This window comes from Halorientalis marina, assembly GCF_023028345.1.
GTDB lineage: Archaea > Halobacteriota > Halobacteria > Halobacteriales > Haloarculaceae > Halorientalis > Halorientalis marina.
This window is the reverse complement of sequence record NZ_CP095487.1, coordinates 579,463-603,391: the sequence shown is the minus strand read 5'-3', so window position 1 is coordinate 603,391 and position 23,929 is coordinate 579,463. Positions and strand designations below refer to the sequence as shown.

Here is a 23,929-nt window from a genome sequence, read left to right as displayed (position 1 = left end):
GCGGTCACGGACCCCACGCGACCGCCGGCCGTTCGTACCCGTACCAGCCCGAGGACACTGTTAAGCGTTCCCCGGAGATTATCACGGGCGATACTGCCGTGGGATAAACGGGGTGGCGAGCGGGTTGTCGGGCGGGGGAGGGACGGAGACGAGCGGCAAAAGCCGGCCCTCAGAGCGCGTCGAGCAGGCGGTCCACGTCCTCGGCGGTGTTGAAGACGTGGACGGACGCGCGGACGGCGTCGGGGTCGGGGATGGAGCGGACGACGATGCCGGCCTCGCCGAGGCGGGAAACGAGGGCGTCGGGGTCGTCGGCGGCGAAGGTGACGAGTCCGGACTCGTACTCGCGGGGCGAGAGCAGGCGGTCGCCGAGCCCCGCTTTCAGCCGGTCGGTGAGACGTTCGATGCGGGCCTGAACGGTGTCGAGGCCGACGTCGGTGATGGTGTCCATCGCCGTCGTGGCGGCGGCGTGGGGAGCCGGCGAGACGGTGCCGATCTCCAGCTGGCGGGCGCCGGCGTGGAGTTCGTAGTCGGCGCCGCTCCCCTCGGCCACGCCGCGGTAGCTCGTTCTGGGGGGTTCGAGCGCGTCCGCGAAGTCCGGGTCGAGAGACAGGAAGCCCGCGCCCCAGACGCCGAGGAGCCACTTGTGGCTCGCGGCGGCGACGGCGTCGGCCCCCCACGCCTCGACGTCGATGGGGTGCTGGCCCGGGGACTGGACGGCGTCGACGATGACACGCGTGTCGTGGTCGTGGGCCACGTCGACCACGCGCTCGATGGGGATTCGAGTCCCGTAGTTCCAGGAGAGCGCGCTGAGACAGAGCACGCGGGCGTCGGCGACCGCGTCTTTCAGTGCGTCGAAGTCCACGCGGCCGCGCTCGGTTTCGAGGACGCGCGTCTCGATGCCGACGACGTCGGCGGCCCGCTCCCACGGGAGGATGCCGGCGGGGTGTTCGAGGTCGGTGTAGACCGCCACGTCGCCGGGGTCCCAGTCGACCGAGGCCGCCAGCCGCGAGAGACCGTCGGCGGTGCTCTGGGTGAGCGCGACGTTCGGCGCGTCGGTGCCGAGGAAGTCGGCGATGCGTTCACGCTGTGTCTCGAAGGCGTCCCACGCGACCTGATAGGGGTCGCCGGCAGCGTGGGCCTCGTACTCGTGGCGTTCGAGGAAGTCGGTCGCGGCGTCGACGACGTGGCGCGGGCTCGGCCCGCTCGCGCCGGTGTTCATGTACGTCGTCTCCGCCACGGCAGGAATGTCCGCACGTAGCGCTTCTGGGTCCATAGCGGGCGTTCGGGAGCCAGCGGTTTGAATCCAGCCGTCCCGTGTTCGCGGCTCGCGAGGGCGCGCCGGCGGCAGTCTTACTGCGTGACCACCGTGTTCGTCAGCGTCCCCAGTCCCTCGATGCTGATGGAGACCGTGTCGCCGTCCGACAGGAACTCCCCGATTTCCAGCCCACAGCCGGTGCCGACCGTGCCACTCCCGAGCACGTCGCCGGGGTACAGCGTCTCGGCCTCGGAGACGTGTTCGATGATGTCGCCCCAGGAGTGGCCCATCTCGCCGACGGTGCCCTCGGACCAGGTGTCGGTCTCGCCGTCGGACCGCTGGTCCGACGAGCCGCCGCTCGCGTCGCTCGCGGCGGCGCCGTCCTCCCCCTCGACCACGATCTCGAACTCGGCGTTCGGGAGGTCCACTTCGTCGGGCGTCACCAGGTGCGGGCCCAAGGCGTTGGCGAAGTCCTTCCCGCGGGCGGGGCCGAGCCGCCCCTCCATCTCCTCGCCCTGCTCGTCGCGGGCCGAGAAGTCGTTGAACAGGGTGAACCCGGCGATGTACTCCGCGGCCTCGTCGGCGCTGATGCCGGTGCCGCGCTTCCCGATGACCGCGCCGATCTCCAGTTCGATGTCCATCAGATCGGAGTAGGCGGGCCACTCGACCGTCGCGCCGGGGCCGACCACCGAATCGGCGTTGCCCTTGTAGCAGACGGGAATCTCGTACCACACGTCGGGTACCTCCCCCATGCTGTTGCGGACGTGCTCCTCGAAAGCCATGTAGTCCCGGAGGGAGTTAGGCCGGGGAAGCGGTGCCATGAGGTCCACCTCGTCGGGGTCGTACCGCAGGCGTGCGCCGTCGGGGCCGGTCTCGGCGTCCGCATCCGGGACCGTCTCGGCGACCGCCCGGGCGGCGTCGAAGGCACGCTCGCCGCGCCGGAGGAACCCGAGCATCTCCGGGGGCGCGTGCGCCTGGGCGATTTCGACCGGCGCAGCCTCGCCCCGCTGGTCGAGGACGTGCGCGTAGCCGGCGGTGGTGTCGAGTACTGTGCCTTCGTGGGCAATTCCGAGACGCTGGACGCGCCCCACGTCGGTGTCGACGGCGAACGTCGCGAGTCGCATGAGCGAGTAGGCGGGCGGGCGGCCCGTATAGTTTTGCCCACTGCCCGACTTCCATTTTTGATAATGCGCGGAAATATTCAACCCACATCAGCGTGACCGCGACATATGGACCTCGGACAGTTCGCTGCACTCACCGCGAGCGTTGGAGGGAGAGACGGAGAAACCGACGCCGCGACCGGGAGCCTCGGACCGGTCACGGTCGAGCCAGCGGCCGTCGGGGCCGCGACCGAGGAGCTAGATGCACGCCATCGGAGCGAACTCGCGACGACGCTATCGGCGTTGCCCGACGACGGACTCGGCTCCGACCGGGCCGAGCGTGTGACGGCGACCGCCTCGACGCTCGCCGCCGACGGCGTGGCGCCGTCGACGTTCGTCGCGGCGTACGCCCCGCTGCTGGACGAACTCGTCGACGCGGCCCTCGACGACGTGGAAGACGGCGACGACGCCGCGGCGGAACTCAAGCGAAATCTGCGAGCGGCACTCGAAGACGTGACGTACGGCGTCGACGCGGTCGCGGGCGGCGCTGACGCGACCGCCGACGAGGGCGCGACCGGCGACGCCGCGCCGGTCGAGAGCGGGTTCGACGTCATGGACCTCGTCGGTGCCATGCCGTTCTCGACGTTCCTCCTCGACGACGAACACACCGTCCTCGCCTACAACGAGGCGACCGCCGACCAGCTCGGGATCGACGAGACCGATGCGCTCGGTGAGGACTGTCGGGAGAGCATCGCAGCCGCGACGTACTCCGACGGACGGCGTCACGACACGCTGGCGGACAAGGTCGTGGAAGCGCCCCGGACTGCCCACGAGGAGTACGACGTGGCACGGATCGACGACGAGTTCAACTTCGGCTCACGGATCGTCTACGAGGACCGGAGCGTGATGCACAACACCGAGGGCGAGGAACTGCACATCTCCTTCCAGGCGATACCGCTGTTCGACGACGCGGGCGGCTGCACGGGCGTGCTCGAACTCGTCGAGGACCAGTCCGAGGAGATCAAGCGCCAACAGAGCATGGCAGCACTCGTCGAGGAAGTCTGTTCGACCCTCGAAGCGCTCGGCGACGGCGACGTCACTGCCCGGGCCGAGTTCGAGGACGACGAGGGCATCATCGACACCGAACTGCTCCGGATCGTCGCCGAGGTGAACGAGACGATAGAGGACTTCGGCGCGCTGGTGCGCCAAGTGAGCGAACAGGCCGAGACGCTGTCGGACTCGATCGACGAGACGGCCGCGGCCGCGGGCGACATCGACGAACAGGTAACCGAGCAAAACGAGGCCCTGACGCGGGTCGCCACCGAAATGGAGGACTTCAGCGCGACGATGGAGGAGGTCGCGGCGAGCGCAGACCAGGTGGCCGATGCGGCCAACGAGGCGCTCTCGGAGGCCGACGACGGTAAGCATGCCGGCATCGAGGCCCGGGACTCGACCGAGGACGTACTGGAGACGAGCCAGAAACTCGTCGAGACGGTCGCCGAACTCGACGAGTACATGGACGAGATCGAAGCGGTGACCGACGTCATCGCCGACATCGCGGACCAGACGAACATCCTCGCGCTCAACGCGAACATCGAGGCCGCCCGCGCGGGCGAGGACGGGGAGGGGTTCGCCGTCGTCGCCAACGAGGTCAAGCAACTGGCCGACGAGACGCAGTCCCACACCGAGGACATCGCCCGGCAGGTGGGGACCGTCCAGGAACAGACGGCCACCACCGTCCGGGAGGTCGAGGAGAGCTACGAGCGCATCATGGAGGCCGACGAGCGCATCGAGGCGGCCGTCGAGTCGCTCCGGCGGATCGCCGACGCGGTCGAGGAGGCGACGAACGGCATCGACGAGGTCGCCGACGCCAACGACCAGCAGGCGGCGACCGTCGAGGAGGTCCTCTCGGTGGTCGAGGAGACCAGAGAGACCGCCGAAACCGTCGAATCGACCGCCGAGCGAATCGTCACCGAGACCGACCGCCAGCAGGACGCGGTCGCCGACCTCTCCCAGCACGTCGACTCGCTGACCGACGAGCGGTGAGCGCCGACCGGTCACGCGAGCGCGGCGAGTGCCCCCCCGAGCGCGACCGCCGCCAGCGCGGCCACGAGATTGACCGCCGCGTTGACCGCGGCCCGCCGGCGCTCGCCGGTCTCGAACAGCCGCACCGTCTCGAAGGCGAACGAGGAGAACGTCGTGAACGCGCCACAGAAGCCCGTCCCGACGACGAGCGCGAGGCCGCCGTCGACGGGCGCGGCGACGAGGGCGCCGAGAACGAAGCTCCCGAGGACGTTCACCGCGAGCGTGCCGTGGACGCCATCCTCGAAGCGCGCGCCGACGAGATGCCGGGCGAGCGCGCCCGCCATTCCGCCGAGGCCGACGAGCAGGGCGGGGCTGGTCACGGCGCCATCACCCGGGCGACCCAGCGCCCGCAGACGACCGCGGCGAACCCGAGGACGTAGTTCGCGGCGACGTTCGCGGCCGCGAACCCGGGCGCCAGTCCCGCCGTCTCGACCGCGAACGTGCTGTAGGTGGTGAACGAGGAGAGGAAGCCGGTACCGACGACGAGCCGCGTCTCCGGCGAGAGGACGCCCGAAAGCCGCGCCTCGTAGAGCAGGACCCCGAGCGCGAAGGCACCGAGGACGTTCGCGGCGAGCGTGCCCCACGGGAGCGTCGCAGTCGGCAGCGAGACGGCGAGGACGTGGCGTGCGATGGCGCCGACGAAGCCGCCGACGGCGATGAGTACCAGTGGTTCCGCGCGTTCCAGCGGCCGCGACCGCGCGTCCTCGGTGGTGTCCGACCCCATCCGTCGTGCGGAGGGAGTCGGAGCGACCACTCGGTCCTTTCGATGGCGTCGGCCCTGCTCGACCCGAAACGGGGGGTCAGTCCCCGACGACTTCGGCCGCGAGCGTGTCGCGGTGGCCCTCGTTGGGGCCGCCGGCGAGGGTCAGCAGGCGGGCATCCCGGAGGTACCGCTCGACGTCGTGTTCGCGGGTGTAGCCGACGCCGCCGTGGAACTGCATCGCCTCGTTTGCGTTCTCGACGGCCGCCTCCGTGGCGTGGACCTTCGCCATGCTGTGTTCGCGGGCGTTCGACAGTCCCCGGTCGGCGCGGTCGGCCGCCCGGAGCGTCAGGAGGCGGGCGGTGTCGACCCGCTCGGCCATCTCGCCGATGCGCCAGCGCACGCCCTGGAAGTCGCCGATGTGCTGCCCGAACTGTTCGCGGCCGCTCGTGTAGGCCACCGTGTCTTCGAGCGCGGCGCGGGCGATGCCGACCGCGCGGGCGGGGACGTTCACGCCCGTCGCCACCTCGCCGCGCTCGACGTAGGCCTCGCCCTCCTCGCCGACCATCGCGTCGTCCGGTACGCGGGCGTTCGAGATGGTCACGCGGGGCGACTTGACGCTCCGCGCGCCCAGCGTGTCCCAGACCCGCTCCACCTCGAAGGCCTCGGTCGGGACGAGGAAGGCGCTCACGTTGTGTGGCGCCGCCTCGTCGGGGCCGGTCTTGGCGTATGTCAGCACCACGTCGGCGTGTTTGAAGTTCGTCACCCACTGCTTGTGGCCGTCGATGACCCACTCGTCGCCATCGCGTTCGGCGGTGGTCTCGCGAGCCTGCGAGCGGGACGTCGCCGAGCTCCGCTCGGCGGTAGTCTCCATCGCCAGTTTGTCGCTGCCGGCGTCGGCCTCGCTGAGGCCGAGCGCGCCCACCGTCTCGAAGCGGGCCATCTCGGGGACGTATGCCTCGCGCTGAGCCTCGGTGCCGAACCGCTCGATCACCGTGGCGACGCCGAGGTTGAGCGCGAGCGCGCTCGCGACGGGCATCATCGCCGCCGCCAGTTCCTCGATGGCGATCACGAGTTCGACCAGTCCCTCGCCGCGCCCGCCCACGTCCTCGGGCAGGGTCAGGCCGGTGATGCCGCGCTCGCCCAGGTCGGCGAGGATCTCGCCGGGGTAGGTCTCCGTCCGGTCCAGTTCGCCCGCGACCGGTTCGATCCGCTCGCTCGCGAACTCGCGGACCTCCTCGCGAAGCGCCTGCTGTGAGTCGGTCGGCTGGAAGCGCATACGGTCCCCTCGCGGCCGGAACCCTTCAAACGCCGGGCGACCGGTCACCTGCGACGAAGGTTTATGACCCAGACCGGGGCCACCGGGGACCGTGTTCCGAACCGACGAACGCGGGATCGAAGGACTGCCAGTCAGACTCGTCATCGCCCTCGTCGTGGGCGTCGCCAGCCTCTCAGTGATGATGAACACCCTCTCGGGGTTGAGCACGCTCGGCGTGAGCGAACTGAACACCCAGCCCGAGCCGGAGGTGATCGAGCCGGGCGAGCAGGACGTCACCGTTCGCGTCGTCGACCCCGACGGCGAGCCGGTCTCGAACGCCACGGTCGTCGCACAGGGCGGCACGGCGACGCTTTCGGAGATGCGAACCGCGACCACCGGCGAGAACGGGCGGGCCGAGTTGACGCTCGACCCGAGCCTCGGCCCGAATCAGGACGAGGGGACGGTCACGCTCGACATCAAGCCGCCGGCTAGCGGGGGCTACACGGACGAACGCGAGAACACGGAGATACTGGTGGTCGCCGAGTAGCTCAGAGCTGGTCGTCCCAGTCGATCCAGTCCTGTTGCCAGCCGCGGCGCCGTTCCGACTCCCGGCGCGCGAACTCGCGGTCCTCGCGGCGGGTCCGGTTGCGCTCGACGGTGTCGGCCTGTTCGCCCTCGACGAGCATCGGCCGGAAGGCGACGCTCCCGAGCCGGTCGGCGACCGCGCCGTCCTCGACGGTCACGAGCGTCTGCTCGCGGCCGCCGAGGGGCAGGACCAGCCGGCCGCCGTCGGCGAGCTGGTCGACGAGCGCCCGCGGCGGGTCGATGGCCGCGGCCTCGACGAGGATGCGGTCGTAGGGCGCGTACTCCGGGAGGCCGTCGGCGCCGTCCCGGCAGTCGACGAGTACCGCCTCGTGATCCGTGCTGGCGAGGTTCTGCCGGGCGTCGTAGACGAGCCGGCGGGTGATGTCGATGGCGTGGACGTTCCGGGGACCGACGATCTCGGCGAGGACGGCGACGGTGTAGCCGACGCCGGCGCCGACGACGAGCACGGAGTCGTCCTCGCGCGGCGCGAGGGCTTCGAGCAGCCGTGCGGCAGTGCTGGGTGCGAGGACGCGCGTCCCGAGTCGCTCGAAGGCGCGGTCGGCGTAGGCGGCGCGGTCGTCCTCGACGAACTCGTGTCGGGGGACGGACCGCATCGCCTCGCTGACGGCGTCGCTGTGGACACAGCCTTTGCTCTCGTGTTGCAGGCTGTCGACCATGTCGTCCCGCAGCACCGCCGGTTCCATATCGGAGCGACGACGCGCAGACTATTGAATGGCGCGCCTCACTGCAGTTCGACGAACCGGACGCCGCCGTGGTCCTCGCGGTCGAGCGAGCCGTCGGCGCGGCGGCGGGCGCGGATCAGCGTCTGCCGGCCGGTACCGATGGGCGCGAGAAGCAAGCCGCCGGGCCGGACCTGCTCGACGACCGCGTCGGGGAAGTCCGGCGCGGCACAGGTGAGATACGCCCGGTCGTAGGGGGCGTTCTCGGGCCAGCCCTCCTTGCCGTCGCCGGTTCGCACCGAGACGTCGCCGTAGCCCAGTTCGTCGAGCCGGCGGCGGGCGTCGCGGGCCAGCGACTCCTGGTACTCGACGCTGTAGACGTGGTCGGCACCGACGACCTCGGCGGTGACGGCGGCGTGGTAGCCACAGCCGGTGCCGATCTCCAGCACGTCGTCGCCGGGTTCGAGGTCGAGGAGGTCGGTCATGATGCCGACCATGTGGGGGGCGCTGATGGTCTGGCCCTCGCCGATGGGGAGCGGGCGGTCCTCGTAGGCCGACCCGCGTTTGGATTCGGGGACGAACTCGTGGCGGGGGACGGCCCGGAGCGCGTCGAGGGTAGCCTCGTCTGTGACGCGGCCGTGGGTTTCGAGCCGGTCGATCAGCTCCTCGCGCCGGGCATCCAGGTCCATCCTACCACGCCGACCAGGCGGTGGTCGACTCGTCGCGCACCAGCAGGCGTTTGACGTCCTTGGCGACGGCGCGGTCCCCGTCGTAGTCGAGTTTGTCGAAGTCGTAACCCGACGCGTCGTCGCGGATGTGGATGCCCTCGACGGTGAACTCGTACTCGCCGAGCGCGTCGGTCTCGCCGACCTCGAACTCGTAGTCGCCGGGCACCTGGAACTGGACGGCTTTCGTCTCGTCGCGGCGGCCGTCCTTCGGGTGGACGGTCGCGTCGACGGTGACGTTGCCGACGGCGCGGGTCCAGGCGGTCGCCACGTCCTCGGCGGGGGCCGAGTCGACGCGTTCGCCGTCGTCGAGTTCGAGGCTCGTGATGCGGACGGTCATGATGGCGTCGTCGGTCTCGGCGACGAACTCCTCGCCGACCGACAGCGCCTCCTCGGCGGGCGCGTCGACGCTCGCGTTGAACGAGTCGCCGTCCTGCGAGATGACGGTGCGCATGTCGACGGTTCGCTCCTCGGGCAGCGTCGTCTTGTGGACGTGGTCACACTCGGTACAGCGGACGGTCACCTGCCCGCCACCGGTACTCAGCGTCTCGTGGACGGTCTCGAACGCGGGCGAACAGGAGGGACAGGCGAGCGCCACCCGGTCCGGGACCTGCGTATCACTCATACCGAAGGATATTCGGTGCGAACGTAAAAGAGCGCCGTCCGCCGGGGCCGCACGCGGCCTGCGAACGGTGCTCGGGAACTCAGACCCCCGAGGGCAGGTCCAGTTCCTCCCCCTCCACGTAGACGGTCGGGTCGCGGAGCACGCCGTCGAGGTGGATCGGCGCCTCCACGTCGCCGCCGATGGCGTGGTCGTCGCCGATGGCGATGTGGACGGTCCCGGCGGCCTTCTCGTCGAGCAGGACCGACCCGACGAGGTCGGTCACGCCGACGTTGGTCCCGATGCCGAGTTCCGCGAGGTTGTAGGCGGCGTCGCCGACCGACTCGGCGGCGGCCTCGATCTCCTCGCGGACGGCGTCGTCGCCGATCTCGACCACCTGGCCGTCTTCCACCTCGAAGTCGAGGGTCTGTCCGTCGTCGAGCAGGCCGTGGGGCATCATCGTGCCGTCGACGACGAAGGTGCCGTCGGCGGTTTCCGGACTCAGGAACACCTCGCCCGCGGGGAGGTTCGACATCTCGCCGGCCTCGTGGACGATACCGGTGTCCTGGCGCCACTCCCGGTCGCCGGGGCGGAACACGATGTCGGTCCCCCGGTCCGTCTGCACGCGGACGTGCTCGGCGCCGCTGACCGCCGAGTGGATGCGCTTACAGTGTTTCTTGATATCGGAGTAGTTGGCGTCGAGGCCGGTGACGAACACCGCCTCGGTGATGCCCGGGAGGGTCGCGACGCGGGCGCCGGCGGCGTTGGCCTCCGAGCGGGCCTTGGTGTGACTGAGGCTCTTGGTCGTCGGCGCGAGGACGACGTCGTGGGCCCCCATCGCGGCGGCGACCTGCTGGGGCGGCTCCTCGCCGTGCTGGTCGCCGGGCGGGTACTGCATCAACAGGGCGTCGTCGGTGCGTTCGGCGGCGACCTCGTAGAGGGCCTCGCCGATGGCCTTGCGCTTGTCGTCGGTGACGATCAGGCAGGACTCGCCGGCCTGCAGTCGCATGCACTTCCGGACGGCCGTTTCCGCCGGCGCGCGGAGGCGGTCTGTCATACCGAAGTCTGGGGCCGGCGGCGGAATAGTCGTTGCGCCGGACACCTCACGCGCTCACATCGAGCGGAGAACTAATTTCACCCCGTCCGAACGTCCGCGCATGACGCGGCGGACGCGGCGCGAGTGGTTGCGGACGGTCGCCGTCGCCGGCGGTGCCGGTCTCGCGGGCTGTACGGGCGGTGAGGACGGCGGCGACGGAGACGGTGCCACCCCGAAATCGGAAACGACGGGCGCAATGACACCGGACGGCGCGACGGGGACGACGGAAAGCGACCGAACGGCGGCCGAGGAGCGCGCGACGGACGACGGCGGTGGGACCGCCGAGAGCGGGACGTTCGCGGACCTGTCGGGGTTCCCGATGTTCAGCCGGGACCGGGCGAACAGCGGCCACGTTCCGGACGCCACCGGGCCGGTCGATGGCGCAACGGCGGCGTGGTCCTACCAGACCGGCGACGAAATCCGCGGCCCGGTCGTCGCGACCGGCGGGACGGTCTACTTCGGGTCGTGGGACGACACGCTGTACGCCCTCGACGCGGCGACCGGTGACGAGCAGTGGACGGTCGATATCGATGCCGGCGACACAGCGCCGGCAGTCGTCGACGGGACCGTCTACTTCGGCGGCGCGAACGGACTGTACGCCTTCGACGCCGCGACCGGGGAGCGCGAATGGGCGCTCGAAACCGGCTACACCACGAACTCCGCAGTCGTCGGCGGTGGCGTGGTCTACGTCAGCGATTTCGAGGGGTGGGTGCGGGCCGTGGACGCGGCCACCGGCGAGGAGATCTGGAAAGACGAGCGCGGGTTCCGGATGACATCCGACCCAGCGCTCGTCGACGATACGATCTACGTCGGCACGGGGTACGTGGGTAACGTGCAGGCGCTCGACGCGGCCACCGGCGAGGTCCGCTGGGAACACGACGCCAACGGCGACGTGGAATCGTCACCGGCCGTGGTCGACGGCACGGTCTACTACGGGACGACGGACGGCGACCTCGCCGCGGTCGACGCGAGCGACGGCACCGAGGAGTGGGTCTTCGAGGCTGACGACGCCTACGTGAGTTCGCCGGCGGTGGCCGACGGCACCGTGTACGCCCTGGGTAACTACGGCACCGTCGCGTCCGGCGGTGAGACGCTCAGCGCGGTCGACGCGGCCGATGGGACCAGAGCGTGGGGCGTGCAGATCGAATCGTCCGACGTCTCCCCGACGGTCGCGGGGGACACGGTGTACGCCTGCGGTAATGGGACTGTCATGGGGTTCGACACGGCGACCGGCGAGGAGCGATGGCGCTTCGAGACGGCCGAAGAGCGACCGGTCACGTCACAGCCCGCCGTGGTCGACGGGACCCTGTACGTGGGGACCCACGGGACGGCCACCGAAGGCGGGCGCGTCTACGCGCTGACGGAGCCGTGAGCGGGCGCCCTACTCCTCCCGGAGCTTGAACTTCTGGACTTTGCCGGAGGGGTTCTTCGGGAGTTCCTCGACGAAGTGGTACTCCCGGGGCCGTTTGAAGTCTGCCAGGGCGTCGCTGTCGCGGACGTACGCCTCCAGCGTCTCCGCGTCGGTGTCGCCGACGACGTAGGCGACGACGGCCTGGCCCCACTCCTCGTGATCTTCGCCGACGACGGCCGCCTCGACCACGTCGGGATGGGCGAAGAGCACGTCCTCGACCTCCGTGGGGTAGATGTTCTCCCCGCCGGAGATGATCATGTCGTCCTTCCGGTCGACGACCCACAGGAAGCTATCGTCGTCGAGATAGCCAAGGTCGCCGGTGTAGTACCACTCCGTCCCGCCGTCCTCGCGGAGCGAGTCGGCGGTCGCCTCCGGCCGGTTCCAGTACTCCCGCATCGTACAGGGGCCGGCGATGAGGATTTCGCCGATTTCACCGGTGTCGACCTCGTCGTCGGGAGCGCCGTCGGGTTCGACCACCCGGAGGTCGTGGTTGAGCGCGGCGACGCCGGCCGAGCCCTGCTTTGGGATCTGTTCCTCGGGGTGCTGGAAGACCCCGCAGGGACCGATCTCGGTCATGCCGTAGGCCTGGAGGTAGTCGTCGCAGAACTGCTCCATGCAGGCGTCCAGGACCTCCTCGGGCATCGGCGAGGCGCCGTACATCCCGAGCCGGAGCGAGGACACGTCGGCGTCGACCTCCCGTGCGGCGTGGGCCATCCCGTTCCACGCGGTCGGCGCGGCGAACATCACCGACACGTCGTGCTCTTCGATGGCCTGCAGGACGGCGGCGGGGTCGAACTCGTGGTGGATGACGCTCGTGGCGCCGACCTGAATCCGCGGGAACAGCGCGGCGTGCAACTCGGCGCAGTGATACAGTGGGAGCGCCGATAGCCCCACGTCGTTCTTCCGGAGGCCCCCTTCCGCGACGCAGATCAGGTTGTGCTCGACCATGTCACGGTGCTCGTGGACGACGCCTTTCGGCCGGCCGGTCGTCCCCGACGTGTAGATGAAGGCGTACACGTCGTCCTCCTCGACGACGGTGTCGGGCCGCTCCGGCGAAGCCGCATCGAGCAGGCCGTAGAAGTCGTGGGCGACGTCCGGCACGTCGTCGTCGATATAGATGTACTCCTCGACGGTATCGAGGGCGTCACGGGCGCCGTGGACCGCGTCTCGGGTGTCGTCCTCGTAGAGCAAGACCCGCGATTCGGCGTCGTTCAGGATGTACTCGACTTCGCCGGCCGGGAGGCGGTAGTTCAGGGGGTTGAACACCGCACCGAGTTTCGCGCAGGCGAACACCGTGAGGACGATCTCGGAGCCGTTGTACAGCATCGTCGAGACGCGGTCGCCCTTCTCGACGCCGAGGTCCGCCAGCGCGTTCGCCAGGCGGTTGGCCTTCCGGTCGAACTCCGCGTAGGTCCACCGCTGGTCGCGGCGTGGATACACGATTGCGTCCCGCTCCGGGTACTTTTCGGCGGTGAGTTCGAGCGTCTCCCGCAGTGTGGGATACATACCCGCGTGAACTCCCCACCCGTACTTAATTTTGTGTGTTATGTACACACACAGTGGAAGGAATCCGGCGGGGGAACTCGGTGGCGAGTAAATCCGAGCGGCGAACCTCGAAACCGTTATCCCCGTCGCTGTGGCATTCCCGAACATGACAATTCGGGTCGGAATCAACGGCTACGGAACCATCGGCAAGCGGGTGGCGGACGCGGTCCGCGCGCAACCGGACATGGAAGTCCTCGGGGTGGCGAAGACCCGCCCGAACTTCGAGGCCGAGCGCGCGGTCGCGGAGGGCTATCCCCTCTATGCCGCCGTCGAGGAGCGGGTCGACCAGTTCGCCGAGGCCGGCATCGACCTCGCCGGCGAGGTCGAGGAACTGGTCGACGCGGCCGACGTGGTCGTCGACGCCTGCCCCTCGGGCATCGGCGCCGAGAACAAGTCGATGTACGAGGCCCACGACACGCCCGCGCTCTACCAGGGCGGCGAGGACGCCGACCTCGTGGACGTGAGTTTCAACGCCCGCTCGAACTTCAGTGACGCCGAGGGCGCCGACCACGTCCGTGTCGTCTCCTGTAACACGACCGGTCTCTCGCGACTGCTCGCGCCCCTCCGCGAGGAGTACGGCGTCGAGAAGGTCCGCGCGACGCTCGTCCGCCGCGGCGGCGACCCCGCCCAGTCCTCGCGTGGCCCCATCAACGACACCCTCCCGGACCCAGTGACCATCCCCTCCCACCACGGCCCCGACGTGAACACCATCTTCCCCGACCTCGACATCGACACGCTCGGGATGAAGGTGCCCGCGACGCTGACCCACACCCACAGCGTCAACGTCGAACTCGCATCCGACGCCGACACCGAAGGCGTCCGCGAACTGCTCGAAGCCGAGTCGCGGCTGTTCGTCGTCCCCGAGCGCCTGGCTATCGACGGCTCCGGGAAGCTCAAGGAGTTCGCGCTGGACGCGGGCCGTCCCCGCGGCGACGTGTGGGAGAACGCGATCTGGGGCGAGTCGATTACCGTCGAAGGAAACGATCTCTACCTGTTCCAGGCGATCCACCAGGAGTCCGACGTGGTGCCCGAGAACGTCGACGCCATCCGGGCCGTCACCGGCGCCGCCGACCGCGCGGAGAGCACGGCGACGACCGACGAGTCGATGGGCGTCGGCTTCGATATCTGACCGTCGAGGGAATCGGCCGCTGTCGCCCGCCTTCGGCCCGTTACGAGAACTGACGAGGTGGGAAACCTTTTCCGACGGCCACACCTTACCGGCAGGTATGAAGGACGACCGCGACGACCACGACCCCATCGACGACATCCTGCGGGAGATCGAGCGGGTGATGAACGAGATGATGGGCGAGGACGTGCACATGGACCGTGGTGGTCCCGCGGGGTTCGGGTCCGACCTCCACCTCGACGTTCACGAGGACGACGAGGAGATCCGTGTCGTCGCGGACATGCCCGGCGTCGAGAAGGAAGCCATCGACCTCAAGTGCGACGGCGAAATCCTCACCGTCAGCGCCGCCTCCGACCGCCGCGACTACGAGGAACGGGTCCGCCTCCCCGTCCGCGTCGACGAACACTCCGCCGCCGCCACCTACAACAACGGCGTCCTCGAGGTCTCGTTCGACCGCGCCGACGACTCCGCGGACATCGACCTCTAACCACCTTTTTATTTCGCGGGTGCGCTCTGCGCACCCCGTCTGCTCACGGGCACGGAGTGCCCGTTCACATGGTATGCGGGACCTCCGGTCCCGCACTAGTCGCAAAAACGTGGGCGAAAAACGTCTGCTGGCTCACTTCGTTCGCCAGCAGTGAACCGCGCTCACTCCGTTCGCACGGATGCTTGGTCAACGAAACCGCAACAGCGCCGCCGCGAAACCGTTACGACGCCGCCCCGCGCCAAACACCGCTCCCGAACTTGTACAGTTCGTGGCAGAAGGCGAGCAGCGCGATGCCGAAGAGGCCGAGCGTCAGGACCGGGGCCCGACCGGTCTGCTGGTAGTGAAACAGGGCGAACAGCATCAGAAACGCCGCACTCAGTAGCTGGCCGATCCCGGACTCCCGGAGCGGCCGATAGCTGTACGCGAGCGCGAACGCGACCAGGAGGCCACCGTACGCGACCGCCAGTTGCCGGTCGACGCCGAGCGTCGCCGGGTAGACGACGTACCCGATGGCGACGGCAGCGGCGAGGACGAGAGCCAACCCCAGGAACGGCCAGCTCACGTCATCTCGCTGTGACGCGGACATACTCTCCGCGTTTGCCGATCCCCTTATATATAGATTCGTGTCGTTTCGGGTGAGAATGCGCCGTCCGTCCGACGTCCCCGGGGTCGAATCGGTCATTCGTGGGAATCCGCGACCGACGCTAGTCCGCCGTCCGTCGGACCAGCCCCGCCACCTCGTCCCAGAAGCCGTCCTCGTACTTCGTCGCGCTATCGATCGTCGGGCGGGCGTTCGTCTCGTTGACGACCGCCCGGTCCTCGGTGACGAGGAGATCGACGCCGAGCCAGGGCACGCCGAGCGCGTCGGCCGCTCGCTCGGCCAGGTCGCGGAGGCCGTCGGGGAGGTCGACGCCGGTTGCCTCGGCCCCGCGGTGGACGTTGTGCTTCCACTGGCCGGCGGCCAGGGCGTCGTCGGGGAGGCGGCGCTGGACGGCCCCGACGTACTCGCCGTCGACGACCATCACCCGGTAGTCGCGGGCGTCGGGCAGGTACTCCTGGACGAGAAACGAGCGGTCCCCCGTGGCCCGGTAGTCGTGCACCAGGTCGAGGTAGTCGACGATGCCGAGAAAGGAGTCGAGATCGGTCGCCTTGGCGACGCCGACCCCGCGGGTCGCCGAGTTGGGTTTGACGACGACCGGCGGCTCGAACCGCTCGAAAGCGTCGATCAGGTCGGCCTCGTCGGCGGGATTGGAGACGACGACCGTGTCGGGCACGGGCAGGTCCGCGCGGCCGAGACGGGCGAGGGCACCGCCCTTGTTCCGGGAGCGGAGGACGGCCTCGCGGTCGTTGACCCAGGGGACGGCGAGCAGGGCGTCGGCGACGCCACCCTCCATCAGCCGCGAGGGGAAGACGAAGCCGGCGTCGAACCCGTCCCACTCCTCGCCGGCGTCGGCGATGGGAACGGTTCGCCGTGCGGTTTGCACGTACTCGGCGTCGATCCCGCGGTCGGCGAGCGGCCCCTGCATGCGCTCGTAGGTCTCGGCGTCGGTCGCGACCGCGAGCCGGAGCATACGCTCGGGGTAGGAGCGCGGAACCAAAAAAGCGTGGAGAGCGGTCTACGCGATCAGCAGTTCCTGCCCGCGTTCGACCGTGATCCGGCAGGGCGGGGAGATCTTGTTGTAGGCGCGGCGGAACGCTTCCTTGACGGCCTCGGCCTGGTCGACCTCGCAGTAGGCGGTAAAGAGGCGCTCGCCCTTCTGGATGCGGGCGGCGGTGCCGACGATCTTCCCGAAGGACTGGCGCATCCCGTCGGAGACACGGTCGGCGCCGGCCCCGGTCGCCTGCTTGTTCTCCCGGATGACGTGGTGGGGGAACTTCCGCAGGACCATCTTGTAGTTGTTCTCGCCGAGTTCCTTGATGAGGTGGCGGTTGGCCGACAGGCGGGAGGCCTCCATCGAGCCGTGCCGGAGCTGGACCTCCTCCTCGACGAGGAGGCTGATCTGGACCGGGTAGTCTTCGGGCTCTCTGTGCTTGTCGCCCATCTTGTGCTGTGCGATCTTCGAACCGGGGATCCCCGTGATGTACTCGCGTCGCGTGTACGCGGGCTTGGAGATCTGCCGGTACATCGAGGCAGGCTTGTCCGACATGGGAGTCTCTTGGCGAAAGCGTGGCCGAGCGCGTACAAAAACCCGTCGAACCGTCGCGGGGGCGCCGTCGGCGAGCGAATCCGCGGTCCAGTGACCGTCCCACCAGTCGGTGACACCCGTGTCACTGCCCACCTTTTGGGTGTGGCGCTCCAACGTAATGATATGAATCAACTCGTCGACGGCGAGTGGCGGACCGACACCTACGAATCGACCAACGAGGACGGCGAGTTCGAGCGCCAGTCCACCACCTTCCGGAACGAAATCGAGGACGACCCCGATGCGGAGTTCCCCGCGGAGGCGGGCCGCTATCACCTCTACGTCTGTTACGCCTGTCCGTGGGCCCACCGGACGTTGCTCGTCCGCGCGCTGAAGGGCCTCGAGGACGCCATCACCGTCGACTACGTCGACCCCTACCGCGGCGAGGACGGCTGGCAGTTCACCCCCGAGAAGGAGGGCTGTACCCCCGACTCCGTCAACGGCTTCGACTACCTCCGGGAAGCCTACGTCGCGGCCGATCCCGACGCCACCTGCCGCGTGACCGTCCCCGTGCTGTGGGACAAGAAGCAGGACACCGTCGTCAACAACGAGTCGGCGGAGATCATCCGGATGCTCGATACCGAGATGGATTCGGTGGCCGAGCGCGACGTGGACCTCTACCCCGAGGGCTACCAGGAGGAGGTCGACCGCATCATCGAGGACATCTACGAGCCCATCAACAACGGCGTCTACCGCGCCGGCTTCGCCACGAGCCAGGAGGCATACGACCAGGCCATCGACGACCTGTTCGGCGCGCTCGACCACTGGGACGAGGTGCTCGAAGACCAGCGCTACCTCGCCGGCGACCGCCTGACCGAGGCCGATATCTGCATGTACACCACGCTGGTCCGGTTCGACCAGGTGTACCACACCCACTTCATGTGCAACGTCAGGCAGATTCAGCAGTACGACAACCTCTGGCCGTACCTGCGTGACCTCTTCCAGACGCCGGGTGTCGCCGGGACGGTGAACATGGACCACATCAAGGAACACTACTACACGACCCACCCGGACGTGACGCCCTCGCGCATCGTCGCCCGCGGACCCGACCTGGACTTCGAGGCGCCCCACGACCGCGACGACCTCCCCGGTGAACCGCCAGAGGACCTGCTCGCGCTGGCCTGACCAAACGTCGGTCGGAATCGCGGTCGGCGGCCGGACGGCCACTCACTCGGTGACGACCGGGGGCGTCGACCGCCGGCCCGTCGCACGCCTGCGCTCGACCATTCGTTCTCTGTACTCCCGGCAGCGCTCGACCGACAGGTCCGCGTCGATGGCGTCGATCCGGTCCCGGCGCGCGGCCCGCTCGTCGTCGGCGAGCGTGCACCCGTAGACCGTCCCGAGTGCCGCGTCGTCCCGGCCGGCGACCGTGTCGGCGAGGGCGGCGAGCCGGTGGCGCCGCTCTGGGCGGGAGTATCGAACCGAAAAGACGGGCGTTATACTTCGCTACGGTGGCTGTAGACCTGCTCGTCGAGGTCGACAGCCGGGTCCGCGGTGGTTCGTCCCGACAGCATCGGAACGACCGGCACGCCCGTGTTCTCCGCGTCGGTGTAGCGTCGTCTCATGTGTGTTCGCGGCGAACTGCAAGGCGATCCCCTCACCCCTGCGAACGCTCGCCGTAATCTATCACGGTCGTTCATCCCATATAAACGCTACTCTTCGTGCCCGCCGGGGACCGGACGAGCGGCGGCGTGTGGCGGTTTCGATCAGACACACGGACGAGTCAGTCCCGGAATACCTTTTAGCAGCGATGTGTGGAACATAGGTATGCGTCGACGTGCAGTCCTCGCGACACTGGGGACGGGGGTATTCGCTGGGTGTAGTTCGATAAACGCGCTCGGTGGGCAGAAATTCGAGAAGGCACCACGGGGCGAGGCGGTCTCGAACGTCAAAGAGCTCAACCTCAACGACGAGACCGCAGGGGGACAGAGCGCAAGGGTCACGCTGGAGAAAGGGCAGTACCTGGCCGCCGGCTTCGCCTGGGATACGCCCTTCACCATGGAAATCACGGGCCAGGTCGTCGAGAACGGCCCGATAGACCTGTACGTCATGACGACCGGCCAGCTCAACAAGTTCCAGCGGGAGCCGAACCTCATCAACGCAGCACACGAGGCGCCCCGCGTCGAGAGCCTCGACGTGAACACCGATATGCAACCGGGGCAGTACCACATCGTGTTCGACAACACGCACCTCGGCGACACCGAGCCGTCGGGCACCGCCGAGATCGATTTCAGCGCCGAGTTCATCGGGCAAGAGCCGACGCCGACCCCGAGCGAGTAGGAGTCCCGCGCGGTCGGTTTTTGTGCCTTCGGCGCCGAGAGCGGAGTGTGAGCGACGACACCCTCCACTGTGAACTGTGCGAGCGGGCCGTCGACCGCGAGGCGGCGATTCGGACGGAGACGATGGGGGACCTCGACCCGACGACGTGGCAGACGCTGTGCTGTCCGTCCTGTGGCCGCCGGCTCAAGACCGTCCTCGTCCGGGACTGAGTCCACCCAAGGGCTATCCGTCGGCCGGCCGATGCCCGGCTATGGGCACGGACGCCAGTGACACATTCGACATCGGCGGCGAACTGACGGTCCACCGACTCGGGTTCGGCGCGATGCGGCTCTGTGGCCCCGACATCGTCGGCCCGCCCGACGACGAGGCCGAGGCCCGCGGGGTCCTCCAGCGTGCGGTCGAACTGGGCGTCGACCTCGTCGACACCGCGGACTCCTACGGCCCGGGCGTGAGCGAGCGCCTGATCCGGGAGGCCATCGACCCCTCGGAGATCGTCGTCGCGACGAAGGGGGGCCTCCTCCGGAACCGCGACGGCGACTGGCTGCCCCACGGCGACCCCGACTACATCCGCAATCAGGCGCTGGTCAGCCGCGACCGTCTCGGCGTCGACAGCATCGACCTCTACCAGTTCCACCGCCCCGACCCCGACACGCCCTTCGAGGACTCCGTGACCGCCTTCGCGGAGCTGAAAGACGAGGGGCTGGTCGACCACGTCGGCCTCAGCAACGTGAGCGTCGAGCAACTGGAAACCGCTCGCGAGATCGTCGAGGTCGCGACGGTCCAGAACCAGTACCACCCCGCCGACCGGGACGCCGCCGACGTGCTGGCGGCCTGTGAGGAGTACGACATCGGTTTCATCCCGTGGTTCCCGCTCGGCGCCGGCGACCTCGGGGGGAAAGCCGGGGTCATCGACGAGATCGCCGAGCACCACGACGCGACGCCACAGCAGGTGACGCTAGCCTGGCACCTCCAGCACTCGCCGGTGACGCTCCCCATTCCGGGCACGTCCAGCGTCGCCCACCTCGAAGCGAACGTGGCGGCCGCCGATCTCGACCTGACTGACGAGGAACTCGCGCGCATCGGGGAGTGAAGTCAGAGCCGGTCGAGTCGCGCGGCCGCGGCCCGACGCCGGCGTCCGAGGCGGTCGCGACAGACGGTCGCGACGGCGAGGACAGCACCCGCGAGCACCGATATCCCGAGATTGAACGCGGCCACCAGCGACGGGTCGGCGGCGACGGCGGCCACGAACAGCCAGGTCAGGCCGAGTCGTCCGGCCAGCAGGGCACCGAGGACCGCGAGGAGCGCTGCCGCGGCCCGCGTCAGCCGGTAGGCCCGGCGCATATCGCCGCGGTCGTAGTGGACCGGCGAGACGCCGACGAGCAGTCGCCAGGGGGCCGCCCGACAGCACCCCAGCCACTCGCGCACTCGCTGTCCCGGTGACCGACCGTAGCCGCCGGACAGCGACCGCGGGTCCCGGCGACCGACACGCCTGCCCATGGAGTGTCAACCTTTGCCACGGGTAGGCTTGAAACCCCGTCAGACGGGCGACCGACGGCGGCAGGAAGGGTTAGGAGGGTGGAATCACGTCTTTCGAGCATGGAAGGCGAGGCCTGGCGATCCATCGACGTGATCCGGAACAAGGAGGGGAAACCGCACGTCCTCCAGCAGAAAGTCGAGGTCTACACCGCGGGGATGGACGAGGAGTCGGCGGGCTACACGAAGCCGACGGTCCAGCACCGACTCGTCCCGCTGGCGGAGTTGACGAAGTTCGGCTCGTCCTGAGGGGTCGTCGGGATCGACAGCCCGGCGTCTGCCCGTGACCGTCGCCCCGGCCCCAGTCACTCCTCGCGGTCGGTCCAGAAGTCGAACGAGCGCCCGGGGACGAAGATGTCGAGGCCGACGGCGGTCTCGTCGCCGGTGTTCTCGACGCGGTGGGACTCCCAGGGAGCGAGCCACACGGAGTCGTACTGGCCGAGCGTCTCGCTGTCGCCCTCGGTGTGGACGGTGAGTTCGCCGTCGAGGACGAGACAGACCTGGCCGTTCTCGTGGTCGTGCATCGGGGAGGAGTGGCCCGGCGGCTTCTCGAACCACTCCAGGCTCGCGTCCTCGCTGCCGGCCAGCGCGACCCGGCGCCAGCCCGCGTCCGGTTCGTAGCTCTCGGCGTCGTCGAAGGAGACGCGTTCCATGCGGGCACCGTGGCGCGCCCCGCCGAAGAAGCTCCCGTTTCGGCGTGCGCGGCCGGACTGATGTGGGCGCCGACGGTGAAGTACCGGACGAGACCGCCACGGCGTCACGCGGGCGTCGGACGAGGGTTTTTGTCCGGGGGGACGTAGCGTTCCGTATGAGCGAAGAACCCCTGTTCGTCGGCGTCTCGAAGGGGAACGGGGGGTGGGTCGCGGTGCTGTTCACCGCGGACGGCTTCGAGGGCGCCGAGGTGTTCGACGGAATCGGCGGCGTCTGGGCAGCCTACGAGGAGGTCGCCGAGCGGATTCTCGTCGACGTCCCAATCGGGCTGCTCGAAGAGGGCGAGGACGAACGACCCTGCGACGAGGCGGCGCGGGCCGTCCTCGGGCCGCGTGCGCCGGCGGTGATTACGCCGCCGACCCGGGAAGCGGCCCGGAAGCGGCGCTTCCCAGCAGCGACACGGGCCCAGCAGCGCAATACCGGGCGCGAACTCTCGCGGGAGGCCTTCGAGCGCAGCGACAGCATCGTCACCGTCGACGAACTCCTCCAGGAGGTGACGGAAGCGCGGCCGGTGTTCGCGGAGGCCCACCCCGAAGTCTGTTTCAGGGCGTTCGCGGGGACGACGCTCGACCACGAGCCGGCCCTCGCGGCGGGCTACGCCGAGCGGATGCGAGCGCTCGCCACCTTCGACCGGGACGCACCGCCGGTCGTCCAGGAGTGTGCGGAAGCGACCGCGGGCCATACCGTCGCGGTCCACACCGTCGTCGACGCGGTGGCGCTCGGATACACCGCCCGCCCCGGTCCTGGCGAACTCCACACGCTCCCGCGGGAGCCGCCGACCGACGCGACCGGGCTCCCGATGGAGATGGTCTACCGCGCGCCGGAACCGCTGGCGTGAGCGTTACTCCGTGTCGTCGTGGTCGGGCCCGGTCGTAGTGCAGTCACCATCGGACGTTGGAGCCACCCGCGAGGAACCAGAGGGCGACGCACGAAACAACGAACGGTGTCAGCGTACCGCGACGAGCGAAGCGAGTCGCGGTTTCACCGGACGCGAGCGGGAGCGAGCGTCCGGCTTTTTCGCCCACGTCCGCGAGTGGTGCGCGGAGCGCACCCGAGCGGAAAAAGGTGGTATGCCGCCTCCCGGATTTGAACCGGGGACAGCTCGATCTTCAGTCGAGTGCTCTCCCAGTCTGAGCTAAGGCGGCGCGCCGTCGGTCGCGTCTCATCCTGCGATGGTAGGGGAAAAAAGGATTTCGAAGGGCGGCCGCGGGGTTACAGCGACCGCTCGAGGAGCCGCCGGAACTCCGTCGCCAGGTCGTCGGCCGGCTCCTCCCGCACTACGACCTCGTGGATCCGCTCCGGGACGTCGTTCGTCAGTTCCGCCGTGATGCTCTCGCGGGGATCGACTTCGAGGTAGACCGCTAGTTCTTCGGCGGTCGGCTGGACGAGCAGGTCGATCTCGTCGAGGTCGCCGCGGAAGGGACCCTCGGTCGGGACGAAATCGAGTTCCTGGACGAACGGACGGTTACCGGTCGCGAAGTCGGTCGGCACTGCCTCGGGCTCGGCGGTTTTCAGCTCGAACCCCAGTTCGGCGACGGCGTCGAACACGCGCGCCAGCCGGTCGGTGGGTGCGACGTCGATATAGTCGGTATCGTCGGGGTCGAGCGCCCAGTCGATGTCCAGCCCCGTCTCGATCCACACCTCGGTCCGGCCGCGCGTGACCGGCGTCCACCGTGGAATCTCGATCTCGACCGCCATCGTCCGTTCGGCGCCGGCGTCGATGGTGAACGAGTCGGTCAGCTGGAAGCGGTCGATGACGGCCTCGGAACTGCCCTCGTCGCGGCGATAGCGCGTCTCCAGCGCGAAGTAAACGCCGTCGATCTCCTGGGCCGACGACCCGCCCTCGACCTCGACCGTCGCCGGCACCGTCTCGCCGGCCTGGACCCGCTCGGGCACCTCGGTATCGACCGTCGCCGAGCCGATACCGACGCGTGAAAGGATGCTCATGTCCACCCCCATCGGCGTCCGCCGACAAGTGATTTTTCCAATACAACGGTGTCGTTTTCCCGCTACCAGCCCACGAGTCGGTATGGCCCACGATGCGGACGAAGCCGACGACACGGCCCCCAGCGACGGCCGCGTGGCCGCCCTTTACGACCATCTCGCCGCCACCGAGGCCCTCCCCATCGACCACCGGGCGAACCGCTGGCTCGGCGAGGCCGAGGCCGTCGCCGCGGACCTCCACCACAACGACGCGTCCCCCGAGGTCGTCCGCGAGCGCGCCAGCCACGTCGTCCACCTGCTCGAAAGCGCCGGCGACACCGGCAGCGACGAGGCCGACGAGCACGTCGCCGCCGCGCTCACACTCGCGCGGGAACTCGCCGACCACGAGGCGAGTTCGAAGTGAAACGGGGGGGGGTTCGGCCGTGGCGCGCGGAAACGAGCGACCGGCGGGAGCGAGTGGCGCGCGAGGGATGAGCGAGCGAATCGGCTGGGGAGGGCGCGGTTCGGGCGGGATAGACAGGGGGCTGTCGAAGCGTCGTCGACCGCGTTCGACGCGAAACGGTGGTCGGCACAGAAGCAGTGGGTTCGGGCGGATTCGAACCACGCGAAATTCGCTCGCGCCGC

Annotated in this window: 29 protein-coding genes and 1 tRNA gene; 12 read left to right on the top strand and 18 right to left on the bottom strand. The window is 69.2% G+C overall.

Annotated features, from left to right (window positions below; genetic code table 11):
* Positions 1 to 169: 169 nt before the first annotated feature.
* Together MUG96_RS03260 and MUG96_RS03255 are read right to left on the bottom strand one after the other, a co-directional pair.
* The gene (locus MUG96_RS03260; RefSeq protein WP_246986449.1) at positions 170 to 1,273 is read right to left on the bottom strand and encodes an aminotransferase class V-fold PLP-dependent enzyme; all 1,104 of its coding nucleotides are present in this window, start codon (positions 1,271 to 1,273) and stop codon (positions 170 to 172) included.
* A gap of 77 nt (positions 1,274 to 1,350) precedes the next feature.
* Positions 1,351 to 2,379 carry a fumarylacetoacetate hydrolase family protein gene (locus MUG96_RS03255; protein ID WP_246986447.1) on the bottom strand — a complete coding sequence of 343 codons (1,029 nt, stop codon included), beginning with the start codon at positions 2,377 to 2,379 and terminating at the stop codon, positions 1,351 to 1,353.
* A gap of 105 nt (positions 2,380 to 2,484) precedes the next feature.
* On the opposite strand from MUG96_RS03255, the gene MUG96_RS03250 reads away from it, so the two are divergent.
* Entirely contained in the window at positions 2,485 to 4,401 is a 1,917-nt protein-coding gene (locus MUG96_RS03250; protein ID WP_246986445.1) for a methyl-accepting chemotaxis protein, read from the top strand.
* A gap of 11 nt (positions 4,402 to 4,412) precedes the next feature.
* Here the strand turns inward: MUG96_RS03250 and MUG96_RS03245 are convergent, their stop codons facing one another.
* The 3 genes from MUG96_RS03245 to MUG96_RS03235 all read right to left on the bottom strand — a co-directional run bounded on the left by MUG96_RS03245 (position 4,413) and on the right by MUG96_RS03235 (position 6,419).
* A complete protein-coding gene (locus MUG96_RS03245) occupies positions 4,413 to 4,760 on the bottom strand; it encodes a fluoride efflux transporter FluC (RefSeq protein WP_256465425.1) in 348 nt (115 codons plus the stop codon).
* Positions 4,757 to 5,164 carry a fluoride efflux transporter FluC gene (locus MUG96_RS03240; RefSeq protein ID WP_246986443.1) on the bottom strand — a complete coding sequence of 136 codons (408 nt, stop codon included), beginning with the start codon at positions 5,162 to 5,164 and terminating at the stop codon, positions 4,757 to 4,759. Before MUG96_RS03240 ends, MUG96_RS03245 begins: the two co-directional genes overlap by 4 nt.
* Before the next feature lie 76 nt (positions 5,165 to 5,240).
* Positions 5,241 to 6,419 carry an acyl-CoA dehydrogenase family protein gene (locus MUG96_RS03235; RefSeq protein ID WP_246986440.1) on the bottom strand — a complete coding sequence of 393 codons (1,179 nt, stop codon included), beginning with the start codon at positions 6,417 to 6,419 and terminating at the stop codon, positions 5,241 to 5,243.
* 91 nt (positions 6,420 to 6,510) lie between these two features.
* Here MUG96_RS03235 and MUG96_RS03230 point away from each other — a divergent pair, with 91 nt between their 5' ends.
* Complete coding sequence (locus tag MUG96_RS03230; protein ID WP_246986438.1) at positions 6,511 to 6,945, top strand: DUF7382 domain-containing protein; 435 nt, start codon at positions 6,511 to 6,513, stop codon at positions 6,943 to 6,945.
* A 1-nt stretch (position 6,946) separates the two neighbouring features.
* On the opposite strand, the gene MUG96_RS03225 is transcribed toward MUG96_RS03230, so the two are convergent.
* From MUG96_RS03225 to MUG96_RS03210, 4 genes are all read right to left on the bottom strand, one after another.
* Positions 6,947 to 7,687 (bottom strand): protein-L-isoaspartate O-methyltransferase family protein, encoded by a 741-nt coding sequence (locus tag MUG96_RS03225; RefSeq protein WP_246986436.1) that lies wholly within the window; start codon positions 7,685 to 7,687, stop codon positions 6,947 to 6,949.
* Positions 7,688 to 7,725: 38 nt separating this feature from the next.
* Positions 7,726 to 8,352: a protein-L-isoaspartate(D-aspartate) O-methyltransferase gene (locus MUG96_RS03220; protein WP_246986434.1), complete on the bottom strand. Its 627-nt coding sequence runs from the start codon at positions 8,350 to 8,352 to the stop codon at positions 7,726 to 7,728.
* 1 nt (position 8,353) lies between these two features.
* Positions 8,354 to 9,013 carry an HVO_0476 family zinc finger protein gene (locus MUG96_RS03215; protein WP_246986432.1) on the bottom strand — a complete coding sequence of 220 codons (660 nt, stop codon included), beginning with the start codon at positions 9,011 to 9,013 and terminating at the stop codon, positions 8,354 to 8,356.
* Between the two features lie 79 nt (positions 9,014 to 9,092).
* Positions 9,093 to 10,046, bottom strand: a complete 954-nt coding sequence (locus tag MUG96_RS03210; protein WP_246986430.1) for an aminopeptidase — start codon at positions 10,044 to 10,046, stop codon at positions 9,093 to 9,095.
* Between the two features lie 100 nt (positions 10,047 to 10,146).
* Between MUG96_RS03210 and MUG96_RS03205 the strand changes: the two genes are divergently transcribed.
* Entirely contained in the window at positions 10,147 to 11,457 is a 1,311-nt protein-coding gene (locus tag MUG96_RS03205; protein ID WP_246986429.1) for an outer membrane protein assembly factor BamB family protein, read from the top strand.
* A 9-nt stretch (positions 11,458 to 11,466) separates the two neighbouring features.
* Here the strand turns inward: MUG96_RS03205 and MUG96_RS03200 are convergent, their stop codons facing one another.
* Positions 11,467 to 13,002 (bottom strand): long-chain-fatty-acid--CoA ligase, encoded by a 1,536-nt coding sequence (locus MUG96_RS03200; RefSeq protein ID WP_246986427.1) that lies wholly within the window; start codon positions 13,000 to 13,002, stop codon positions 11,467 to 11,469.
* Positions 13,003 to 13,147: 145 nt separating this feature from the next.
* Between MUG96_RS03200 and MUG96_RS03195 the strand changes: the two genes are divergently transcribed.
* Positions 13,148 to 14,170 carry a type II glyceraldehyde-3-phosphate dehydrogenase gene (locus MUG96_RS03195; protein WP_246986425.1) on the top strand — a complete coding sequence of 341 codons (1,023 nt, stop codon included), beginning with the start codon at positions 13,148 to 13,150 and terminating at the stop codon, positions 14,168 to 14,170.
* 97 nt (positions 14,171 to 14,267) lie between these two features.
* Positions 14,268 to 14,654: an Hsp20/alpha crystallin family protein gene (locus tag MUG96_RS03190; RefSeq protein WP_246986423.1), complete on the top strand. Its 387-nt coding sequence runs from the start codon at positions 14,268 to 14,270 to the stop codon at positions 14,652 to 14,654.
* Between the two features lie 220 nt (positions 14,655 to 14,874).
* Here the strand turns inward: MUG96_RS03190 and MUG96_RS03185 are convergent, their stop codons facing one another.
* From MUG96_RS03185 to MUG96_RS03175, 3 genes are all read right to left on the bottom strand, one after another.
* Entirely contained in the window at positions 14,875 to 15,240 is a 366-nt protein-coding gene (locus MUG96_RS03185) for a hypothetical protein (RefSeq protein ID WP_246986421.1), read from the bottom strand.
* Positions 15,241 to 15,358: 118 nt separating this feature from the next.
* Positions 15,359 to 16,225: an ATP-grasp domain-containing protein gene (locus MUG96_RS03180; RefSeq protein WP_246986419.1), complete on the bottom strand. Its 867-nt coding sequence runs from the start codon at positions 16,223 to 16,225 to the stop codon at positions 15,359 to 15,361.
* A gap of 45 nt (positions 16,226 to 16,270) precedes the next feature.
* Entirely contained in the window at positions 16,271 to 16,801 is a 531-nt protein-coding gene (locus MUG96_RS03175; RefSeq protein ID WP_246986417.1) for a 50S ribosomal protein L16, read from the bottom strand.
* 162 nt (positions 16,802 to 16,963) lie between these two features.
* Between MUG96_RS03175 and MUG96_RS03170 the strand changes: the two genes are divergently transcribed.
* Complete coding sequence (locus MUG96_RS03170) at positions 16,964 to 17,962, top strand: glutathione S-transferase family protein (RefSeq protein WP_246986415.1); 999 nt, start codon at positions 16,964 to 16,966, stop codon at positions 17,960 to 17,962.
* Positions 17,963 to 18,273: 311 nt separating this feature from the next.
* Here the strand turns inward: MUG96_RS03170 and MUG96_RS24095 are convergent, their stop codons facing one another.
* Positions 18,274 to 18,402, bottom strand: coding sequence for a hypothetical protein (locus tag MUG96_RS24095; protein WP_256465424.1), 129 nt, complete (start codon positions 18,400 to 18,402; stop codon positions 18,274 to 18,276).
* Positions 18,403 to 18,604: 202 nt separating this feature from the next.
* Here MUG96_RS24095 and MUG96_RS03165 point away from each other — a divergent pair, with 202 nt between their 5' ends.
* The 3 genes from MUG96_RS03165 to MUG96_RS03155 are packed head-to-tail and all read left to right on the top strand — an operon-like array spanning position 18,605 to position 20,207.
* Positions 18,605 to 19,117, top strand: a complete 513-nt coding sequence (locus MUG96_RS03165) for a hypothetical protein (RefSeq protein WP_246986413.1) — start codon at positions 18,605 to 18,607, stop codon at positions 19,115 to 19,117.
* Positions 19,118 to 19,164: 47 nt separating this feature from the next.
* Complete coding sequence (locus MUG96_RS03160; protein ID WP_246986411.1) at positions 19,165 to 19,326, top strand: hypothetical protein; 162 nt, start codon at positions 19,165 to 19,167, stop codon at positions 19,324 to 19,326.
* A gap of 41 nt (positions 19,327 to 19,367) precedes the next feature.
* Positions 19,368 to 20,207, top strand: coding sequence for an aldo/keto reductase (locus tag MUG96_RS03155; RefSeq protein WP_246986409.1), 840 nt, complete (start codon positions 19,368 to 19,370; stop codon positions 20,205 to 20,207).
* Positions 20,208 to 20,209: 2 nt separating this feature from the next.
* Here MUG96_RS03155 and MUG96_RS03150 read toward each other — a convergent pair whose 3' ends face one another.
* Positions 20,210 to 20,614: a hypothetical protein gene (locus MUG96_RS03150; protein WP_246986407.1), complete on the bottom strand. Its 405-nt coding sequence runs from the start codon at positions 20,612 to 20,614 to the stop codon at positions 20,210 to 20,212.
* A 99-nt stretch (positions 20,615 to 20,713) separates the two neighbouring features.
* On the opposite strand from MUG96_RS03150, the gene MUG96_RS03145 reads away from it, so the two are divergent.
* Positions 20,714 to 20,899: a hypothetical protein gene (locus MUG96_RS03145; protein WP_246986405.1), complete on the top strand. Its 186-nt coding sequence runs from the start codon at positions 20,714 to 20,716 to the stop codon at positions 20,897 to 20,899.
* 56 nt (positions 20,900 to 20,955) lie between these two features.
* Here the strand turns inward: MUG96_RS03145 and MUG96_RS03140 are convergent, their stop codons facing one another.
* Entirely contained in the window at positions 20,956 to 21,303 is a 348-nt protein-coding gene (locus MUG96_RS03140; protein ID WP_246986403.1) for a cupin domain-containing protein, read from the bottom strand.
* Positions 21,304 to 21,458: 155 nt separating this feature from the next.
* Here MUG96_RS03140 and MUG96_RS03135 point away from each other — a divergent pair, with 155 nt between their 5' ends.
* Positions 21,459 to 22,199 carry a DUF429 domain-containing protein gene (locus tag MUG96_RS03135; RefSeq protein ID WP_246986401.1) on the top strand — a complete coding sequence of 247 codons (741 nt, stop codon included), beginning with the start codon at positions 21,459 to 21,461 and terminating at the stop codon, positions 22,197 to 22,199.
* Positions 22,200 to 22,432: 233 nt separating this feature from the next.
* On the opposite strand, the gene MUG96_RS03130 is transcribed toward MUG96_RS03135, so the two are convergent.
* Positions 22,433 to 22,506, bottom strand: a tRNA-Phe gene (locus tag MUG96_RS03130).
* A gap of 67 nt (positions 22,507 to 22,573) precedes the next feature.
* Positions 22,574 to 23,308, bottom strand: coding sequence for a sporulation protein (locus MUG96_RS03125; RefSeq protein ID WP_246986399.1), 735 nt, complete (start codon positions 23,306 to 23,308; stop codon positions 22,574 to 22,576).
* A gap of 82 nt (positions 23,309 to 23,390) precedes the next feature.
* Here MUG96_RS03125 and MUG96_RS03120 point away from each other — a divergent pair, with 82 nt between their 5' ends.
* Positions 23,391 to 23,708, top strand: a complete 318-nt coding sequence (locus MUG96_RS03120; RefSeq protein ID WP_246986397.1) for a DUF8152 family protein — start codon at positions 23,391 to 23,393, stop codon at positions 23,706 to 23,708.
* Positions 23,709 to 23,929 lie beyond the last annotated feature (221 nt).

Excerpts from the sequence above, each read along its gene's own strand:
- MUG96_RS03200 (WP_246986427.1), bottom strand. The coding sequence starts at position 13,002 with ATGTATCCCACACTGCGGGAGACGCTCGAACTCACCGCCGAAAAGTAC.
- MUG96_RS03145 (WP_246986405.1), top strand. The coding sequence starts at position 20,714 with ATGGAAGGCGAGGCCTGGCGATCCATCGACGTGATCCGGAACAAGGAG.
- MUG96_RS03220 (WP_246986434.1), bottom strand. The coding sequence starts at position 8,352 with ATGGACCTGGATGCCCGGCGCGAGGAGCTGATCGACCGGCTCGAAACC.
- MUG96_RS03165 (WP_246986413.1), top strand. The coding sequence starts at position 18,605 with ATGCGTCGACGTGCAGTCCTCGCGACACTGGGGACGGGGGTATTCGCT.
- MUG96_RS03195 (WP_246986425.1), top strand. The coding sequence starts at position 13,148 with ATGACAATTCGGGTCGGAATCAACGGCTACGGAACCATCGGCAAGCGG.
- MUG96_RS24095 (WP_256465424.1), bottom strand. The coding sequence starts at position 18,402 with ATGAGACGACGCTACACCGACGCGGAGAACACGGGCGTGCCGGTCGTT.
- MUG96_RS03260 (WP_246986449.1), bottom strand. The coding sequence starts at position 1,273 with ATGGACCCAGAAGCGCTACGTGCGGACATTCCTGCCGTGGCGGAGACG.
- MUG96_RS03140 (WP_246986403.1), bottom strand. The coding sequence starts at position 21,303 with ATGGAACGCGTCTCCTTCGACGACGCCGAGAGCTACGAACCGGACGCG.
- MUG96_RS03185 (WP_246986421.1), bottom strand. The coding sequence starts at position 15,240 with ATGTCCGCGTCACAGCGAGATGACGTGAGCTGGCCGTTCCTGGGGTTG.
- MUG96_RS03170 (WP_246986415.1), top strand. The coding sequence starts at position 16,964 with ATGAATCAACTCGTCGACGGCGAGTGGCGGACCGACACCTACGAATCG.
- MUG96_RS03210 (WP_246986430.1), bottom strand. The coding sequence starts at position 10,046 with ATGACAGACCGCCTCCGCGCGCCGGCGGAAACGGCCGTCCGGAAGTGC.
- MUG96_RS03205 (WP_246986429.1), top strand. The coding sequence starts at position 10,147 with ATGACGCGGCGGACGCGGCGCGAGTGGTTGCGGACGGTCGCCGTCGCC.
- MUG96_RS03235 (WP_246986440.1), bottom strand. The coding sequence starts at position 6,419 with ATGCGCTTCCAGCCGACCGACTCACAGCAGGCGCTTCGCGAGGAGGTC.
- MUG96_RS03175 (WP_246986417.1), bottom strand. The coding sequence starts at position 16,801 with ATGTCGGACAAGCCTGCCTCGATGTACCGGCAGATCTCCAAGCCCGCG.
- MUG96_RS03180 (WP_246986419.1), bottom strand. The coding sequence starts at position 16,225 with ATGCTCCGGCTCGCGGTCGCGACCGACGCCGAGACCTACGAGCGCATG.
- MUG96_RS03225 (WP_246986436.1), bottom strand. The coding sequence starts at position 7,687 with ATGGAACCGGCGGTGCTGCGGGACGACATGGTCGACAGCCTGCAACAC.
- MUG96_RS03135 (WP_246986401.1), top strand. The coding sequence starts at position 21,459 with ATGAGCGAAGAACCCCTGTTCGTCGGCGTCTCGAAGGGGAACGGGGGG.
- MUG96_RS03155 (WP_246986409.1), top strand. The coding sequence starts at position 19,368 with ATGGGCACGGACGCCAGTGACACATTCGACATCGGCGGCGAACTGACG.
- MUG96_RS03240 (WP_246986443.1), bottom strand. The coding sequence starts at position 5,164 with ATGGGGTCGGACACCACCGAGGACGCGCGGTCGCGGCCGCTGGAACGC.
- MUG96_RS03255 (WP_246986447.1), bottom strand. The coding sequence starts at position 2,379 with ATGCGACTCGCGACGTTCGCCGTCGACACCGACGTGGGGCGCGTCCAG.
- MUG96_RS03250 (WP_246986445.1), top strand. The coding sequence starts at position 2,485 with ATGGACCTCGGACAGTTCGCTGCACTCACCGCGAGCGTTGGAGGGAGA.
- MUG96_RS03190 (WP_246986423.1), top strand. The coding sequence starts at position 14,268 with ATGAAGGACGACCGCGACGACCACGACCCCATCGACGACATCCTGCGG.
- MUG96_RS03150 (WP_246986407.1), bottom strand. The coding sequence starts at position 20,614 with ATGGGCAGGCGTGTCGGTCGCCGGGACCCGCGGTCGCTGTCCGGCGGC.
- MUG96_RS03215 (WP_246986432.1), bottom strand. The coding sequence starts at position 9,013 with ATGAGTGATACGCAGGTCCCGGACCGGGTGGCGCTCGCCTGTCCCTCC.
- MUG96_RS03125 (WP_246986399.1), bottom strand. The coding sequence starts at position 23,308 with ATGAGCATCCTTTCACGCGTCGGTATCGGCTCGGCGACGGTCGATACC.
- MUG96_RS03120 (WP_246986397.1), top strand. The coding sequence starts at position 23,391 with ATGGCCCACGATGCGGACGAAGCCGACGACACGGCCCCCAGCGACGGC.